The organism is Pseudochelatococcus sp. B33, assembly GCF_053570585.1.
The window spans coordinates 1-15,074 of sequence record NZ_JBSEFH010000021.1 but is presented as its reverse complement, the minus strand read 5'-3'; the positions used below and the strand labels follow the sequence as shown (position 1 = coordinate 15,074).

At 62.4% G+C, this 15,074-nt stretch carries 15 protein-coding genes; 12 read left to right on the top strand and 3 right to left on the bottom strand.

What is annotated here, in order from left to right:
• Positions 1-13: 13 nt before the first annotated feature.
• The 9 genes from ACUSIJ_RS21220 to ACUSIJ_RS21180 all read left to right on the top strand — a co-directional run bounded on the left by ACUSIJ_RS21220 (position 14) and on the right by ACUSIJ_RS21180 (position 8,380).
• Positions 14-1,456, top strand: coding sequence for an NAD-dependent succinate-semialdehyde dehydrogenase (locus tag ACUSIJ_RS21220; protein ID WP_449310421.1), 1,443 nt, complete (start codon positions 14-16; stop codon positions 1,454-1,456).
• Positions 1,457-1,478: 22 nt separating this feature from the next.
• Complete coding sequence (locus ACUSIJ_RS21215) at positions 1,479-3,224, top strand: dihydroxy-acid dehydratase (RefSeq protein ID WP_449310420.1); 1,746 nt, start codon at positions 1,479-1,481, stop codon at positions 3,222-3,224.
• A gap of 24 nt (positions 3,225-3,248) precedes the next feature.
• The gene (locus tag ACUSIJ_RS21210) at positions 3,249-4,106 is read left to right on the top strand and encodes an NAD(P)-dependent oxidoreductase (RefSeq protein WP_449310419.1); all 858 of its coding nucleotides are present in this window, start codon (positions 3,249-3,251) and stop codon (positions 4,104-4,106) included.
• 37 nt (positions 4,107-4,143) lie between these two features.
• Complete coding sequence (locus ACUSIJ_RS21205; RefSeq protein ID WP_449310418.1) at positions 4,144-4,581, top strand: GlcG/HbpS family heme-binding protein; 438 nt, start codon at positions 4,144-4,146, stop codon at positions 4,579-4,581.
• A gap of 52 nt (positions 4,582-4,633) precedes the next feature.
• Positions 4,634-5,437 carry a sugar phosphate isomerase/epimerase family protein gene (locus ACUSIJ_RS21200; protein ID WP_449310417.1) on the top strand — a complete coding sequence of 268 codons (804 nt, stop codon included), beginning with the start codon at positions 4,634-4,636 and terminating at the stop codon, positions 5,435-5,437.
• 2 nt (positions 5,438-5,439) lie between these two features.
• Positions 5,440-6,135 carry an amino acid ABC transporter permease gene (locus ACUSIJ_RS21195; protein ID WP_449310416.1) on the top strand — a complete coding sequence of 232 codons (696 nt, stop codon included), beginning with the start codon at positions 5,440-5,442 and terminating at the stop codon, positions 6,133-6,135.
• Between the two features lies 1 nt (position 6,136).
• A complete protein-coding gene (locus ACUSIJ_RS21190; RefSeq protein ID WP_449310415.1) occupies positions 6,137-6,802 on the top strand; it encodes an amino acid ABC transporter permease in 666 nt (221 codons plus the stop codon).
• The gene (locus tag ACUSIJ_RS21185) at positions 6,771-7,502 is read left to right on the top strand and encodes an amino acid ABC transporter ATP-binding protein (RefSeq protein WP_449310414.1); all 732 of its coding nucleotides are present in this window, start codon (positions 6,771-6,773) and stop codon (positions 7,500-7,502) included. The genes ACUSIJ_RS21190 and ACUSIJ_RS21185 overlap by 32 nt, the downstream gene beginning before the upstream one ends.
• A 77-nt stretch (positions 7,503-7,579) precedes the next feature.
• Positions 7,580-8,380: a transporter substrate-binding domain-containing protein gene (locus tag ACUSIJ_RS21180; RefSeq protein WP_449310413.1), complete on the top strand. Its 801-nt coding sequence runs from the start codon at positions 7,580-7,582 to the stop codon at positions 8,378-8,380.
• A gap of 173 nt (positions 8,381-8,553) precedes the next feature.
• On the opposite strand, the gene ACUSIJ_RS21175 is transcribed toward ACUSIJ_RS21180, so the two are convergent.
• From ACUSIJ_RS21175 to ACUSIJ_RS21165, 3 genes are read right to left on the bottom strand one after another with little or no spacing between them, the layout of a single operon-like run.
• Positions 8,554-9,348, bottom strand: a complete 795-nt coding sequence (locus ACUSIJ_RS21175) for an ABC transporter permease (RefSeq protein ID WP_449310412.1) — start codon at positions 9,346-9,348, stop codon at positions 8,554-8,556.
• A gap of 4 nt (positions 9,349-9,352) precedes the next feature.
• Complete coding sequence (locus ACUSIJ_RS21170) at positions 9,353-10,171, bottom strand: ABC transporter permease (protein WP_449310411.1); 819 nt, start codon at positions 10,169-10,171, stop codon at positions 9,353-9,355.
• On the bottom strand, positions 10,171-10,995 hold the full coding sequence (locus ACUSIJ_RS21165) for an ABC transporter ATP-binding protein (RefSeq protein ID WP_449310410.1): 825 nt from the start codon (positions 10,993-10,995) through the stop codon (positions 10,171-10,173). The genes ACUSIJ_RS21170 and ACUSIJ_RS21165 overlap by 1 nt, the downstream gene beginning before the upstream one ends.
• A 159-nt stretch (positions 10,996-11,154) precedes the next feature.
• Between ACUSIJ_RS21165 and ACUSIJ_RS21160 the strand changes: the two genes are divergently transcribed.
• The 3 genes from ACUSIJ_RS21160 (at position 11,155) to ACUSIJ_RS21150 (ending at position 15,026) form a co-directional block, all read left to right on the top strand.
• Positions 11,155-12,555: an LLM class flavin-dependent oxidoreductase gene (locus ACUSIJ_RS21160; protein ID WP_449310409.1), complete on the top strand. Its 1,401-nt coding sequence runs from the start codon at positions 11,155-11,157 to the stop codon at positions 12,553-12,555.
• 6 nt (positions 12,556-12,561) lie between these two features.
• On the top strand, positions 12,562-13,917 hold the full coding sequence (locus tag ACUSIJ_RS21155; protein ID WP_449310408.1) for an LLM class flavin-dependent oxidoreductase: 1,356 nt from the start codon (positions 12,562-12,564) through the stop codon (positions 13,915-13,917).
• Between the two features lie 86 nt (positions 13,918-14,003).
• Entirely contained in the window at positions 14,004-15,026 is a 1,023-nt protein-coding gene (locus ACUSIJ_RS21150) for an ABC transporter substrate-binding protein (RefSeq protein ID WP_449310407.1), read from the top strand.
• The last annotated feature ends 48 nt before the right edge of the window (positions 15,027-15,074 follow it).

The following is a 15,074-nucleotide window of genomic DNA, read 5'->3' as shown; positions in this document are numbered from 1 at the left end:
GGGAGTTTGGGACATGAATCTGTATCGGGATTATGGGTTGTACATCGACGGCACCTGGGCGCCTTCCGGATCCGGTACGACTCGTCCTGTTCTCGATCCGGCGAGCGAAGATATCGTTGGCACGATCCCGGATGCGACGGAAGTCGATCTCGGCCGGGCTCTGGAAGCAGCCGAGCGAGGCTTTTCCGGCTGGCGCGGGACACAGCCCTGGGAGCGCGCCAAAATCCTTCGCGCAGTGGCCGACACCATACGCAGCCGGCTCGATCGACTGGCGTCGGTCATGGTGGCGGAAACGGGCAAGCCTCGCGCCGAAGCGGCCGGCGAATGGCATGCGACCGCCGACCATTTCGAATGGTATGCCGAGGAAACCAAGCGTATCTACGGTCATAGCCTCGACGGCAGACAGGCCGACGTCCGGCTGGACGTCATCTTTCAGCCGGTGGGCGTGGTCGCGGCCTTCTCAGCCTGGAATTTCCCTGCATTGCTGCCAGCACGGAAGATCGCGGCGGCGCTGGCGGCCGGATGCTCGATCATTCTCAAGCCGGCGGGAGAGGCGCCCGGCAGCGCCATGGGGATCGTCCAGGCCTGTCATGATGCCGGCGTCCCGCCCGGCGTCGTCAATCTCGTCACCGGAGATTCCGCCTTCATCTCCAGGTACCTGATCACTTCGCCGGTCGTTCGAAAAATTTCGCTGACGGGCTCCGTGCCGGTCGGAAAGCACCTCATGCGGCTCGCAGCGGATGGCATGAAGAAAGTATCGATGGAACTGGGCGGCCATGCCCCTGTCCTGATTTTCGAGGACAGCGACCCGGTCGAGGCTGCGCAGCTCTGCGCGGCGGCGAAGTTCCGCAACGCGGGACAGGTCTGCATTTCCCCGAGCCGCTTCTACGTCCACGAGACAATCTATGCGCCGTTCGCCGAGACCTTTGCTGCTGCTGCGCGGGCTCTGACGCTCGGACACGGACGCGACGCGACCGTCACGATGGGGCCGATGGCGAGCCGGCGCGGCCAGGAGGCAGCCAGGGATCTCGTCAAGGATGCCGTCGGGCGCGGAGCCGAACTGATCGCCGGCGGCGATACGCCGGCGGGGTTCAATGCGGGTTTCTTCTTCGAGCCGACGGTTCTCGGCCAGGTTCCTGATGACGCCAGGATCATGAACGACGAGCCCTTCGCGCCGATCGCTCCGCTCACGACGTTTGCGGATTATGACGACGTCATTGCCCGCGCGAACGCAGTTCCCTTCGGTCTGGCGGGCTACGTGTTCTCGCGCAATCTTCGCCTCGCCAACAAGGCGGCCCGGGACCTCGAAACCGGCATGGTCGGCGTGAACGACCTTCTTCTTGCGACCGCGGAAGCGCCCTTCGGCGGTGTCAAGGAAAGCGGGATGGGACGCGAGGGCGGGATGCTCGGCATCCGAGACTATCTCGAAGCCAAGTACATCAAGACCCGGCTCTGATCTGCGGGATGGGACAAACGCGATGACTGACATGAATCAGGGTCTGGCGAACGGTCTGACGAATTATGGCGATCGCGACTTCGCCCTTTATCTGCGCCGTTCCTTTGCCCAATCCACCGGGCTGAGCCGCACCATGCTCTCGAAGCCGGTTGTCGGAATTGCCTATACCCCGAGCGGCTTCAACAATTGTCACCGGCACTTCCCGGAGATGTTGGAGGCTGTCAAGCGGGGCGTGCTGTCGGCCGGCGCATTGCCGCTCGAGTTTCCGACGGTCTCGCTCGGTGAGGTCTTCCTTTCCCCGACGAGCCTTCGTTTCCGAAACCTGATGGCCATGGATACGGAGGAAATGATCCGCGCCCAGCCGATGGATGCGGTGGTGCTCATGGGCGGATGCGACAAGACCGTCCCAGCGCAGTTGATGGGGGCGCTTTCGGCCGACATTCCCGCCATCCAGCTCGTGGGCGGTCCGATGATGACGGGCCGATACCACGGTGAAAGGCTCGGCGCCTGCACCGATTGCCGCAGGTTCTGGGCCAGATTCCGTTCCGGCGACATCAGCGCGGAAGCGATTGATGTCATCGAAGGCAATCTCGCGACAACCTCCGGCACGTGCGCCGTCATGGGAACGGCCTCCACGATGGCATGCATCGCCGAGGCACTTGGCATGATGCTTCCCGGAACGGCGGCGATTCCGGCCGTCCACGCGGACCGACTGCGGGCCGCCGAGGAAAGCGGCAGACTGGCCGTCTCGCTCATCGGGTCCGAGAGAAGACCAAGCCGGATCATCACACGCCAGGCGGTCGAGAACGCGATCAGGGTGCTTCTGGCGCTCGGAGGATCGACGAATGCCATCATCCATTTGACCGCCATCGCAGGCCGTGCCGGCATCGACGTGTCCCTGGAAAGGCTGAACCTGCTTTCCGACACGACGCCCGTTCTCGTCAATCTCAAGCCCAGCGGATCGCACTACATGGAGGACTTCCATGCAGCCGGCGGCATGGGCGCCGTCCTGCGGGAGCTTCGACCGCTCCTCCACCTGGATTGCCTGACGATCACCGGAGAGACGCTGCGAGAGCGTCTGGATCGTTCCGAGAGCTGGATCGATCGGACGGTCATCGCAGAACGGGATCGGCCTCTCGAACCACAGGGCGGTCTCGTCGCGCTGTTCGGCAATCTCGCGCCGAGGGGCGCCATTCTGAAGCGCTCCGCCGCCGACAGCCGGCTGTTCGAGAAAGAGGGCAGGGCAGTGGTGTTTTCCTCGCTCGAAGATCTCGCCGAGCGCATCGATGCGCCGGATCTCGACGTGACCGCGGAGGATTTTCTCGTGCTGCAGAACGCGGGTCCGCATAGCGAGTCCGGAATGCCGGAGGCGGGATACCTGCCCATTCCGCGCAAGCTGGCAGCGCAGGGGATCAAGGACATGGTGCGGATTTCCGATGCGCGAATGAGCGGAACCGCCTTTGGCACCATCGTTTTGCACGTCACCCCCGACGCAGCCTCCGGCGGCCCCCTGTCGCTCGTCCGAACGGGAGATCGGATCCGGCTCTCGGTCAGCAACAAGTCCATCGAGCTTCTGGTCTCCAAGGAGGAGATCGAAAGACGCGCCGCCGAACGCCCCATCCCGCCACCGCGGGCGCGGCGCGGCTACGACAGGCTCTATGCCGATCACGTCACCGGCGCCGATGCGGGCTGCGATTTTGATTTCATGCGGCAACTGCCGCACGACCAGCATTCGGGCACGGCGCCGAAAGACATGGCGACTGCCTGAACTGTTTCAAGGAGGACTTTGTACATGACGACACAAAACAAGAAGGTGGGCTTCGTCGGTATCGGAAACATCGGTACTCCCATGGTTCTTTCACTGCTGCGCGGGGGCTTCGATGTCGTCGTGCGTGACCTGAGACGGGACGCCGCCAAGGAAGTTCTCGATGCCGGCGCCACTTTCGCGGAAAGCAGCGGGGAACTCGCCGAGGCTTGCGACCTGATCGGGGTCGCGGTTGTGAATGATGCCCAAACGCGTTCGCTGCTGCTGGGCGAGGATGCCTTGCTCGATGTGGTGCGGCCTGGTTCGATGATCGTCCTTCACTCGACCATTCTGCCGGCGACGGTGAAGGAAATGGGCGCAGAGGCCAGAAAGCGCGGCATACAGCTCGTCGATGCGCAGCTCAGCGGCGGCGACCTGCGCGCCCGCGACGGCGATCTGGCCTTTATGGTCGGCGGCACACCCGAAGAGTTCGAGCGCTGCAGGGTCTATCTCGATCCGATGGCGCGACGCTCCGAGCATATGGGCGAACTCGGCGCCGGCGCCGCGACGAAAATCTCGATCCAGATGATGACCTTCGGCAACTGGGTCGCCGCCATGGAATCCATGAGGCTGGCGCGCGCCCAGGGCCTGGACGAGAAGAAGCTCGCCGACTTCGCGACCGCGACGACCGCCGACTCCTGGGTTGCACAGACCTGGGGCAATTACGACCGGCTCCTGCGTCAGCATCGACTGAACGGCAGCGAGGAGCTCTTCAGGCTATTCGACAAGGATCTCTTCAACGCGGTCGCCCTGGGCCGCGAGCTGGGCATCCTTCTGCCCTCGACCGCGGTCGGCAGTCAGGTTCTCGCGTCTCTCGCGAAGGAGCGGCTGGCGCTTCCGGCCTAAGCTTCGACCACCCTCAAAGACCAGTGTCCGAAAGGCCATGACAATGACAGACGTAGTGGTGCACAAGGCCACCATCTCCCGCGAATACGCGCAGAAGATGATCGACCGGGCGCTCGAACGGGCCCATGAACTGGAGAAGAATGTCTCGATCGCGGTCGTTGACGACGGAGGTTATCTCGTCGCGTTCACCCGGATGGATGCAGCCAATCCGTCGAGCGTGAAGATAGCGATCGACAAGGCCTTCACGGCCGCGACGACGCGGATCGCAACGCACAAGTGGTTCGAGATCATCGAAAACGACGCGCCGCTGCGCGCGGGGGCGGCAATCGGCGTGGAGCGCCTGATCGTCTTCGGCGGCGGCCAGCCCATCGTGCACGAGGGGACCTGCGTCGGCGCAATCGGCGTCAGCGGCGGCCATTGGACCGGCGATACCGACATCGGCTCCGCCGCGCTCGGCATTCTCGACAATGCCTGATCCAAGATGCGCGACGAACGCCGCGCATCCAATCAAATCCGGGGAGGTAGACATGTTCCGCACGTCCTTTCACACCGGCTTCATGGTGGACTATTCGGCTGCCGATGCGGTGCGAACCATCCGCGACCACGGCTATGATGCCGTCGAGCTCAATGCCGAAACCCTGCCATGGGCGCAGGCGCATATCGGCCCGGACACGTCTGCACGGGAGCGGGCGGAACTGGCCCGTCTCGGCCCCTACGCAGCCATCAGCGCCCACAATTCGGATTTCGGCTTGAAGGATGACACCCGCAGAAATGCCGCCGTCGGCTGGACGCTGAGGCTGATCGAGCAGGCGCCGGACTACGGCGTGTCCACGGTGCACGTCATTCCGGGCAATGACGCGGATCTCGACAGTCTGTACGCCTCGATGAGCGCGGCCGTGGAGAAGGCGGCAAAACATGGTGTGACGCTTGGGCTTGAGCCGATCGTCGGCCAGCGCATCGCGACCGTGCAGGCCACCCTCGATGCGCTGCGCCGCGTTCCCGGCCTGAAGGTCAATTTCGACCCCTCCCACCTCGAGATCATGGAGCACGACATCCCCGGCGCCGTGAGGGCGCTCGGCGAATATGCCTGCCATGTCCACATCAAGGACGCGACAGGATCGCCGGACAGGTGGGCGTTCGTCGAGCTCGGCACCGGCGGCATCGACTTTGTCGACATGTTCCGCGTGCTCAAATCGCAAGGCTTCGGGGGATATGTCTCAGTCGAGCACGAGAGCCACTACTTCTCCAACGACACCCGCGGCGTCGACCAGGTCCTGCGCGAAAGCCTTGCGTTCATCAAGGCGACAGCCAAGCGTGCCGAGGCTGACTGACCATGGACTATACGCTGCAGTTCGACCTTACTCCCGACGACTGGATCATGCTCCTGAGCGGAGCCTGGCGGACCGTCGTCTTCTCCATCGGGGGGATGCTGGCCGGTCTGGTTGTCGGCATCTTCTGCGCGATCTGGCGAGTAAGCGGTCACCCGGTGTTGAAGATCATCGCTGGCTGCTATGTCGAATTCATTCGCAACACGCCCATCATCGTCCAGCTGTTTCTGATTTATTTCGGGCTGCCTTCGCTTGGCGTGCGGCTGTCGGCCGATACCGCGGCGATGATCGCGCTCATTTTCAACTTCGGCGCCTATGCCGCGGAGATCGTCCGCGCGGGCATCGAGGCGATTCCGCGGGGCCAGATCGAGGCCGCCCAATCGCTCGGCATGACCAGATGGGAGATCTACCGTTACATCATCATCCTGCCGGCCATCGAGCGTGTCTATCCTTCGTTGGCAAGCCAGTTCACGCTGCTGATGCTCGGATCGAGCATCATATCGGTCATCGGCGCCAGTGAGCTGACGTCCGCCGCCAACTCGGTGCAGGCCCAGAACTTCCGCAGTTTCGAAGTCTACCTGATCACGGGCGCGATCTATCTCGCGCTGACTATTGGAATGCGGTTCGTCTTCTCCAAAGTGGCTTTGCTGATCTTCCCACGCCGGCGCGTCATCGGCATCGCAACCCAGCAGGTGACCTGACATGCGCGACTTTTCATTCCTCGATTTCTGGCAACTCATCCAGGCAGCGGAATGGACGATCATTCTGTCGATCCTCGCCTTCGTCGGCGGCGGCCTGGTCGGGGTTCTCATCACGCTGATGCGCATCTCGCGCGTTGCGGTCGTTCGACGATTTGCGCAGGGCTACATCCTGGCGCTGCAGGGAACGCCGCTCCTGATCCAGATCTTTCTCGCCTATTTCGGCCTTGCGCTGTTGGGTGTGGATCTGCCGCCGATCGTTGCCGCCGGGATCGCACTGACGGCCTATGCCAGCGCGTTCTTCGGCGAGATCTGGCGCGGTGCGGTGGAATCCATACCCAGGCCGCAGTGGGAAGGCTCGGCGTCGCTCGGTCTCACGCGTCTGGAGCAGATCCGCTACGTGATCGCGCCGCAGGCCGTTCGCATCGCGCTTCCGCCGACCGTCGGCTTTGCCGTCCAGATCGTCAAGAACACGTCGCTGGCAGCCATCATCGGGCTTACCGAGATCACCCGCGTTGCCCAGTTCATCAATAACGTCCTCATCGACCCGATCACGATTTTCGGGGCAGCCGCTGCGATCTATTTCGTTCTGTGCTTCCCCCTTTCGGTGCTCAGTCGCTATTTCGAACGGAGGCTCCATGTCGATCGTCGAAGTTTCAAGGGTTTCTAAGAGCTACGGCTCGGCCAAGGTGCTGCATGACGTTTCGTTCGACGTGGAGCGGGGAAATGTCGTCGTGCTGATCGGCCGGTCGGGCTCAGGAAAAAGCACGATCCTGCGCTGCCTGAACGGCCTGGAGACCTTCTCCGAAGGAGAGATCCAGATCGCCGGACACCTGCTCAGCAAGGAGAAGAAGGACCTGCGCTCGCTGCGTCAGGACGTCGGGATCGTGTTCCAGCACTACAATCTCTTCCCCCATCTCACGGTGGAACGGAACATCACTCTTGCGCTGAAGGTGGTCAAGAAGATGCCGGAGAAGGAGAGCGGCGAGATCGCGGAAAGAGTTCTGGCCCAGGTCGGCCTGTCCGACAAGATCAAGTCCTACCCGGAGCAACTCTCCGGCGGCCAGCAGCAGCGCGTCGCCATTGCCCGATCGCTTGCCATGTCGCCGAAGGTCATGCTCTTCGACGAAGTTACTTCGGCACTCGACCCGGAACTCAAGGAAGAGGTGCTGAAGGTGGTGGAAGGGCTCGCCGAGCAGGGCATGACCATGCTGCTGGTCACGCACGAGATGAACTTTGCGCGACAAGTCGCCGACAAGGTCATCTTCATGCAGGGCGGCCGCATCCACGAAGCCGGCAAAGCCGATGAGTTGTTTGCCGATCCCGCAACGCCGGAGCTTCGGCAATTCATCTCCAGCCGTGTCATCTGATCGGGCTGGAGCCCATCCGCCTGTCATCGAGTACGAGGAGGTACTCTTCAAATCATCCTAGGGAGGAGGACTATAAAATGTTGAAATTGAAGCAAATCATCGCACCGGCGATCGCCGCACTGCTGTTCGCCATGACGGTCGGTCATGCTCAGACGGTGGACGGCATAAAGGCGCGCGGCAAGGTGCTCATCGCCATGGACCTGGGCTCTCCGCCCTATGCCTTCCCGGACGAGAACCAGCGGCCGCAAGGTTCCGACATCGAGACGGCGCAATTGCTCGCCGCTGATATGGGCGTTCAACTCGAGATCGTGCCGACCAATGGACAGGGACGTATCCCGGCACTGCTGTCGCGGAAAGCGGACCTCGTCATTGCGACCTTCAGCTACACGCCCGAGCGGGCCAAGACGGTCGCATTCTCCGATCCGTATTCATTCACGCGTTCCGTCATCTTCGCGGAAAAGGGTACGCAGATCTCCAGCCTGGACGACCTGGTGGGCAAGAAGACGGGCGTGGCGCGCGGCACGACGCCTGATACGCAGCTCGGCAAACTTCTTCCGAGTGGTGCGGAGATCGTTCGGTACGACGACGATGCGACCACCATTGCTGCGCTGGCGTCGGGGCAGATCGATGCCCTTGGAACAGCGGACAACCGGTTTCTCACGCTTGAAGACCGCTTCCCGGGCCGGTTCGAAATCAAGTACGAGGTCGACCAGTATTATCTCGGAATCGGCCTGCGGCTGGGCAATCCGGAACTCCTTGCCTATCTCAACGAGTGGGTCGCCGCGAATATGGACAATGGAAAGCTGCCGGCCATCTATGAAAAGTGGCTGAAGCAACCTCTCCCCCAACTTCCCACGCTCGCCGAAATCGACAAGTAAGCGACGGAGTGACAGGCGGCGCCCGTTTCCGGGGCGTCGCCCGTCCATTCGGGCCAGTCTTTTTGACGACGACGTCGATCTCCGGCATGGGTCAAGTCGGCGGCCGATCGGCAGAAAGTGCGGCCCACTTGCTCCTCCGGGAGCCTATCTGGGATAGTCGTTGACGATCGGTCTTAGCCGTCTCGCCAGCGCAGGAGGCGGGCTTCGACGGTTTCGGCTATCTTGTTCAGGCTATACCCGATAAGACCGAGCAGAAGCACGCCCAGCATGACGACGTCCATGGCGAAGTGTTCGCGGCCCGAGATGATCAGACCGCCAAGTCCTGGCCCGACGGCCATGAAATATTCAGCGCCGACCGTCGCCAGCCATGAATAGATCAGGGCAAGGTGAATCCCTGTCATGATCGAGGGCAGTGCCGACGGCAGGCGGGCGCGCAGGAATATCTGCCGCCGGGTGAAGCAGAGAGATCGCCCGACCTCGATGATTTGAGGCGAAACGGACTGCATGCCCTCGATCGTATTCAGCGCCACCGGCAAGAATGCGGCGAGGGTGACGAAGGCAATCTTCGCGCTCTCGGCAAAGCCGAACCAGACGGAAATGATCGGTATCCAGGCGAGCACGGCGATTTGTTTGAGACCGTGGAAGGTTGGTCCGATAAAGCGGTCGGCGAACTTCGAAAGACCGAGGAGCGTGCCGAAGGCGATACCGACGATGCTGCCCATGACGAATCCTGCGATATCGCGGCCCAGACTGGCGGCGATGTGCACGAGCAGGTCGCCCTCGGTCAATTCCCGCCAGCCTGCGACGGCGATATCCTGCAAGGGGGGAAGGAAGCGTGCGTCGATCAGGCCGGACTCGCTTGCAATCTGCCAGAAGATCAGCAGCAGGATCGGCAATCGCCAGCCGCGCGGAAGCTCGAACAATCTGCGGCCGGGGTGATGATCGGGTGCGTTAAGTGTATCGGTCATCGGGTCAACCGGTCAGTTTCCAGCGCTGCAGCCGGATTTCGATGCGAGCCAGGACGTGGTCCATCAAGAAACCGACAAGGCCAATGAGGATCATCGAAAAGATCATGGTGTCGAGCCAGAACATCTGACGCGCCCAGTTGAGCTGATAACCGAGGCCTTCAGACGAGGCGAGCAGTTCGACCGCGACGAGAGCGGTCCATGCCTTGGTCAGGCCATAGCGAATGCCGGTGAACACCGGCGGAACCGTGGCGGGGAGAATGACGAGACGCAGACGCTGAAGCTTGTTGAAGCGGAAGATTCTGGCGACCTCGATGTATCCGGGCGGTATGGAACGCAGGGCGGCGGATGAGTTCATCACGATCGGTATGAAGGCCGCCTTGGCGATGATGACGATCTTGAGCGTTTCGCCAAGGCCGAGAAAGAGCATCAGCAGCGGGATCCATCCGATGGTGGGTACCTGGGAAATCGCCGTGAAGAGAGGGCGGACGTGGTCGTCGAGCCACTGCCAGAAACCCATGGCGAACCCGAGGAGGAGGCCGGCCGCGGCGCCGGCGATGAAGCCGACGGTAACGCGGCCGGCGCTGAAGCCGATCTGTTTCAGAAGATCGCCGCTGACGACAGCATCGACCGCCGCCTCCCAGACGTATATCGGATACGGCAGGATTTGTTCGGGCATGAGTTCGTAGGTCGAGGCCAGATGCCATAGAACGACCAGCAGTGCCGGAAATGCGAACGGTATCACGAAAGCGGTGGCGGCACGCTGCAGACGCGCCAACCATGGAACCGACGGCGTGGATATCGGCGGTGAGACAATATCGGTCATCAGGCAGGCACCTTGATTTCGCGCGCTTTTCCTGTTGCCGGCCGGGGTCCGCGAATGGCGTCCAGCTCATCAAGGATCAGATTGCGGAACCCGATGAGGCCGGGAGAACGCCTGTCTCGCGGATACGCCAGGGGAATGTCGACGATTCTCGCGATGCGCCCCGGCCGCGGCGACATGACAACGACGCGCTTGCCGAGAAGAACGGCTTCATCGACATCGTGCGTGACCAGAAGCGCGGTGAGGTGTTCGTGCTCCCAGATGTGTTGCAGCTCGTCTTGCAGATGGGCGCGCGTGAACGCGTCGAGGGCGCCGAAGGGCTCGTCAAGGAGCAGAAGTCCGGGGCGATTGACGATACCCCGGGCGATGGCGACCCGCTGGGCCATGCCGCCGGAAAGCTGCCGGGGATAGGCCTTGGCGAAATCGGTCAGCGAGACAAGTTCGAGGTGTTCCCGCACCAGCCGTTCCTTGGTCCTGGTGTCGACGGGCGCGTTCTCGAGGCCGAGGGCCACGTTCTGCTCGACGGTGAGCCACGGAAAGAGCCGGGCTTCCTGAAAGACGAGCCCGCGATCGAGACTGGGCTCCTCGACAGGCTTGCCGTCGTGGATGACGGTCCCTTCGCCGGTTTCGAGACCGGCAACGATGCGCAGCAGGGTCGACTTGCCGCAGCCGCTGGCGCCGACAATGGTGACGAAGCTGCCCTGTTCGACTTCGAGGTTGATGTCGAGAAGCGCCTGCAGGCGCCTGTCGTTGACCCGGAAAACCTTGTTGAGATGCCTGATCGACAGGTACCCCGGCCGGGCTGAGGGATCTGGCGAACCTGGCATGCAATCTTCTCCCGTCTCGATGTGCTGGAACATGACGTCGCCAACTTGATGTCGTGGTGAATGGTAGGCTTGATATTTGATAATGTCTATAGATAATATCATGAATCCCAGGATCGCAATGATTCAAGAGCCTCTAGGTGATCCGGATGGAGTTCGATCATGACTGATGGAAATGGAACGGGCCTTCGAGCGGGCCGACAATTAAGTCTCGGAGCGTTTCTGCTGGAGTCGGGGCACCACATCGCGGCATGGCGCGATCCTGCGTCGCCACCGGCTGCCGGACTTGATTTCAAGCATTACGTACGCGCCGCCAAGGCCGCGGAGGCAGGGAAGTTCGACCTGGTTTTCCTGGCGGATTCCGCGTCCATCCGGGCGTTCGACAGTCCGTCGTTTCCATTCGAGGAGCGTGGCGTCCGGCTTGAACCGTTGACGCTCCTGTCCGCACTGGCGGCTGTGACGGAGCGGGTCGGTCTCGTCGGGACCGCGTCGACGACCTATAACGATCCGTTCAATATCGCGCGCCGGTTTGCGTCGCTCGATCTCTTGAGCGGAGGGCGCGCGGGATGGAACCTGGTCACGTCGTCAAACGAGGCCGATCCGGGCAATTTCGGGCAGGACGGACCGGTTCCTCACGCGCAGAGGTATCGCCGGGCAGCGGAGTTCGCCGAGGTCGTCGACGGCCTGTGGGGCAGTCTCGATGCATCGGCTCTGCGCTACGACAAGGCCTCCGGCATCCTTTTTGACAAGGACGGCATCCGTCCCGTTCACCATGAGGGACATTATTTCAAGGTGCGCGGACCGCTGAACGTGCCGCCGTCTGCGCAGGGACGGCCGGTGCTGGTGCAGGCGGGATCGTCCGAGGACGGACGGGAGACGGCGGCGCGAACGGCCGAGGCCGTGTTCGTTGCCTACCAGAGCTTTTCGGAGGCGCGGGAATATTACGGCGACGTGAAGGGCAGACTGGCGAAATATGGGCGTCATCCGGACGAGCTGAAGATCCTGCCCGGCGTGTTTCCCGTCGTCGGCCGCACTGAAGCGGAGGCGCGGGAAAAATTCGAATCCTTGCAAAATCTGGTCGACCCGGTGGTCGGTCTCGGGCTTTTGAAGACCGTCGCCGCCGGGATCGACTTGTCGGCCTATCCTCTCGACGGCCCGTTGCCCGAGGTTCCCGAAACGAATTCTGGCAAGAGCCGCCAGAAGCTGCTGCTCGATCTTGCGCGGCGGGAAAATTATTCGATCCGGCAACTCTATCTGCATATCGCCGGCGCGCGCGGGCACTGGCAGCTGGTCGGCACGGCGGCCGAAATCGCCGATCAGCTTGAGTATTACTTCCGCAACGAGGCGGCGGACGGCTTCAATGTCATGGCGCCGCAACTCGGATGGGGCCTCGACGATTTCATCGAACTGGTCGTCCCCGAATTGCGCAGGCGTGGACTGTTCCGGACCGAGTATGCCGGCCGGACCCTGCGGGATCACCTCGGTCTTGTCCGTCCGTCGGGGCGGCGGCGGTTCGCGCCGCTCACGGCCGGATCTTCCTATTCCGAAGCGGCGGCGGAGTGACAGACGATGACGAACGGACATGGTAAGAAGATTTCGCTGGGCGCATTTCTCCATCCTTCCGGCCATCATGTGGCCGCATGGCGGCACCCGGACGCGCAGCCGGACGCGGGCGTCAATCTGGCGAACTACGCGCGGCTGGCAAGGCTTGCCGAATCCGCAAGCTTCGATCTGGTCTTTTTCGCCGATCAGGCGGCGATTCCATCGGAAAACGACGACTATATCAGCCGCACGACGCGGGCCACGCTTTTCGAGCCCCTGACTCTCCTGTCGGCCCTGGCGGCGGTGACGGAGCGGATCGGGCTCGTGGCGACGGTGTCGACGAGCTTCAACGAGCCGTACAATCTGGCGCGCTATTTCGCGTCGCTCGATCATATCAGCGGCGGCCGGGCGGGCTGGAATCTGGTCACGTCCGGCACGCGGCTCGAAGGCGAGAATTTCAGCAATCCGCCGGGCTACGGCGACCATGCCGAGAGGTATGCCCGGGCGCGGGAATACGCGGACGTCGTGCAGGTGCTGTGGGACAGCTGGGAGGACGATGCCATTCTCGGCGACAAGGTTGGCGGCCGGTTCGTCGATCGCAGCAAGGTCCACCGGATCAACCACAACGGGCAATACTATCGCGTCGAGGGACCGCTGTCGGTGGCACGCTCGCCGCAGGGTCGCCCGGTGCTGATTCAGGCCGGTTCGTCCGCATCGGGCCGGGATCTTGCTGCGTCGACGGCCGAAGCCGTCTTTACCGCCCAGCGGACGCTGGCCGAGGCGCAGGAATTCTATGGCGACGTGAAAGAAAAGGCGCGCTCCTACGGACGTGACGAAGACGACATCAAGATCCTCCCCGGCGTATTTCCGGTGGTCGGGCGGACCGAATCCGAAGCGCGCGAAAAGTTTCAGGTCTTGCAGGATCTCGTTCATCCGGTCGTCGGACTGAATTACATCCAGTCGCATCTGGGCGGGATCGACCTGTCGGGCTATCCGCTCGACGGTCCGTTGCCCGACATCACGCCGCAGACGGAGGCGAGCCGCAGCCGGCGGGTGCTGCTGCTCGATCTGGCGAGAAAGCGCAACCTGACGATCCGCCAGCTCTATCTCGAGATAGCCGGCGCGCGAGGGCATTGGCAGATCGTCGGCACGCCGAATGAAATCGCGGATGCGCTGGAGAGCTACTTCCGCGAGCGCGGAGCCGACGGTTTCAACATCATGCCTCCTTCGCCTCGCGGCCTCGATGATTTCATCGAACTGGTCGTGCCCGAATTGCGCCGCCGCGGCCTGTTCCGGGAAGCCTATGACGGCCGCACGTTGCGGGAACATCTTGGATTGAAAACACCGCCGAGCCGCTTCGCGGCCGAGGTAACGGCCGCTTGAGTCGATGTCGATTTTGTTTCTATGAGCAATAGGAGATGGCAATGGATCGCAGGCAATTTCTCACAGGCGTAGCAGGAGCAACGCTGGTGGCGGTGACGGGCGCTGCGCATGCGCAGAATCCGTTGGTGGTCAGGATCGGATTCGCGAGCATCGGCGTCGACAATCGACCCTTTTCCCAGGGAAGCTCGCTGTCGGTCTCGCATTCGCTCGGTCTCGCCGAGAAGGAATTCAGCGATGTGCCGAATGTCAGGATCGAGTGGTACTTCTTCCGTGGCGCCGGTCCGGCGGTGAACGAGGCCGTCGTCAACCGGCAGCTCGACCTGTACACACAGGGGGACCTGCCATCCGTCGTCGGCCGCGCGAGCGGGATCAAGAGCAAGATCCTGCTGGTCAGCAGCACGCGCACGCCGATCTATCTGGCTGTGCCCACGGCGTCGGACATCACCACGATCGAGCAACTGCGCGGCAAGCGGGTAGCGGTGTTTCTCGGAACGAACGCCCATTTGTCCGTTGCCGAAGTACTCTCCGCCCATGGTCTCAAGTGGAGCGACGTGAACGTCGTCAATCTGGACAATGCGTCGACGAATGCGGCATTGGCGACCAGGGATATCGATGCGGCCTTCGGCAGCGTGACCTTCCTCCAGCTCGAAGATCAGGGGCTGGTGAAGGTCGTATACAACAGCAACGACGATACGCCCTCCGCGGGCCGTATCGGGTCGCTGTTCGTCACCAGCGAATTCGAGCAGGCACGGCCGGAGATTATCGCGCGTCTGGTGAAGGCTTTCACCCGCGGCGCGCATTTTTCGTCCCTGGAAGAGAACCGGCAGGCCATCCTCGATGAATGGGAAAAGTCGGGTACTGCACGTTCGATTCTTGAAAGGGATATTCGAGGCGTCAGTCTGAAAGAACGTCATTCGCCGCTGCTCGATCCATTCACACGCGCGCTCTACGCAAGGAAGGCGGAGAAGTCGAAGGAGTTCGGGCTGATCCGCCGGGCAATCGAAACCGAAAGCTGGTTCGAGCCGACGTATCTGGAAGCCTCCATCAAGGAACTGGGACTTGAAGAGGTCTGGACGCCGTTCGATCCCGACGGGAAATCGCTTGGCTGAGCCGTGGCTCGCAAGCCTCCGCCAAGGGCGCCGGGGGAAGCGACGAAA

Coding starts and splice junctions, on each gene's coding strand:
- ACUSIJ_RS21220 (WP_449310421.1), top strand. CDS start 14: ATGAATCTGTATCGGGATTATGGGTTGTACATCGACGGCACCTGGGCG.
- ACUSIJ_RS21215 (WP_449310420.1), top strand. CDS start 1,479: ATGACTGACATGAATCAGGGTCTGGCGAACGGTCTGACGAATTATGGC.
- ACUSIJ_RS21210 (WP_449310419.1), top strand. CDS start 3,249: ATGACGACACAAAACAAGAAGGTGGGCTTCGTCGGTATCGGAAACATC.
- ACUSIJ_RS21205 (WP_449310418.1), top strand. CDS start 4,144: ATGACAATGACAGACGTAGTGGTGCACAAGGCCACCATCTCCCGCGAA.
- ACUSIJ_RS21200 (WP_449310417.1), top strand. CDS start 4,634: ATGTTCCGCACGTCCTTTCACACCGGCTTCATGGTGGACTATTCGGCT.
- ACUSIJ_RS21195 (WP_449310416.1), top strand. CDS start 5,440: ATGGACTATACGCTGCAGTTCGACCTTACTCCCGACGACTGGATCATG.
- ACUSIJ_RS21190 (WP_449310415.1), top strand. CDS start 6,137: ATGCGCGACTTTTCATTCCTCGATTTCTGGCAACTCATCCAGGCAGCG.
- ACUSIJ_RS21185 (WP_449310414.1), top strand. CDS start 6,771: ATGTCGATCGTCGAAGTTTCAAGGGTTTCTAAGAGCTACGGCTCGGCC.
- ACUSIJ_RS21180 (WP_449310413.1), top strand. CDS start 7,580: ATGTTGAAATTGAAGCAAATCATCGCACCGGCGATCGCCGCACTGCTG.
- ACUSIJ_RS21175 (WP_449310412.1), bottom strand. CDS start 9,348: ATGACCGATACACTTAACGCACCCGATCATCACCCCGGCCGCAGATTG.
- ACUSIJ_RS21170 (WP_449310411.1), bottom strand. CDS start 10,171: ATGACCGATATTGTCTCACCGCCGATATCCACGCCGTCGGTTCCATGG.
- ACUSIJ_RS21165 (WP_449310410.1), bottom strand. CDS start 10,995: ATGCCAGGTTCGCCAGATCCCTCAGCCCGGCCGGGGTACCTGTCGATC.
- ACUSIJ_RS21160 (WP_449310409.1), top strand. CDS start 11,155: ATGACTGATGGAAATGGAACGGGCCTTCGAGCGGGCCGACAATTAAGT.
- ACUSIJ_RS21155 (WP_449310408.1), top strand. CDS start 12,562: ATGACGAACGGACATGGTAAGAAGATTTCGCTGGGCGCATTTCTCCAT.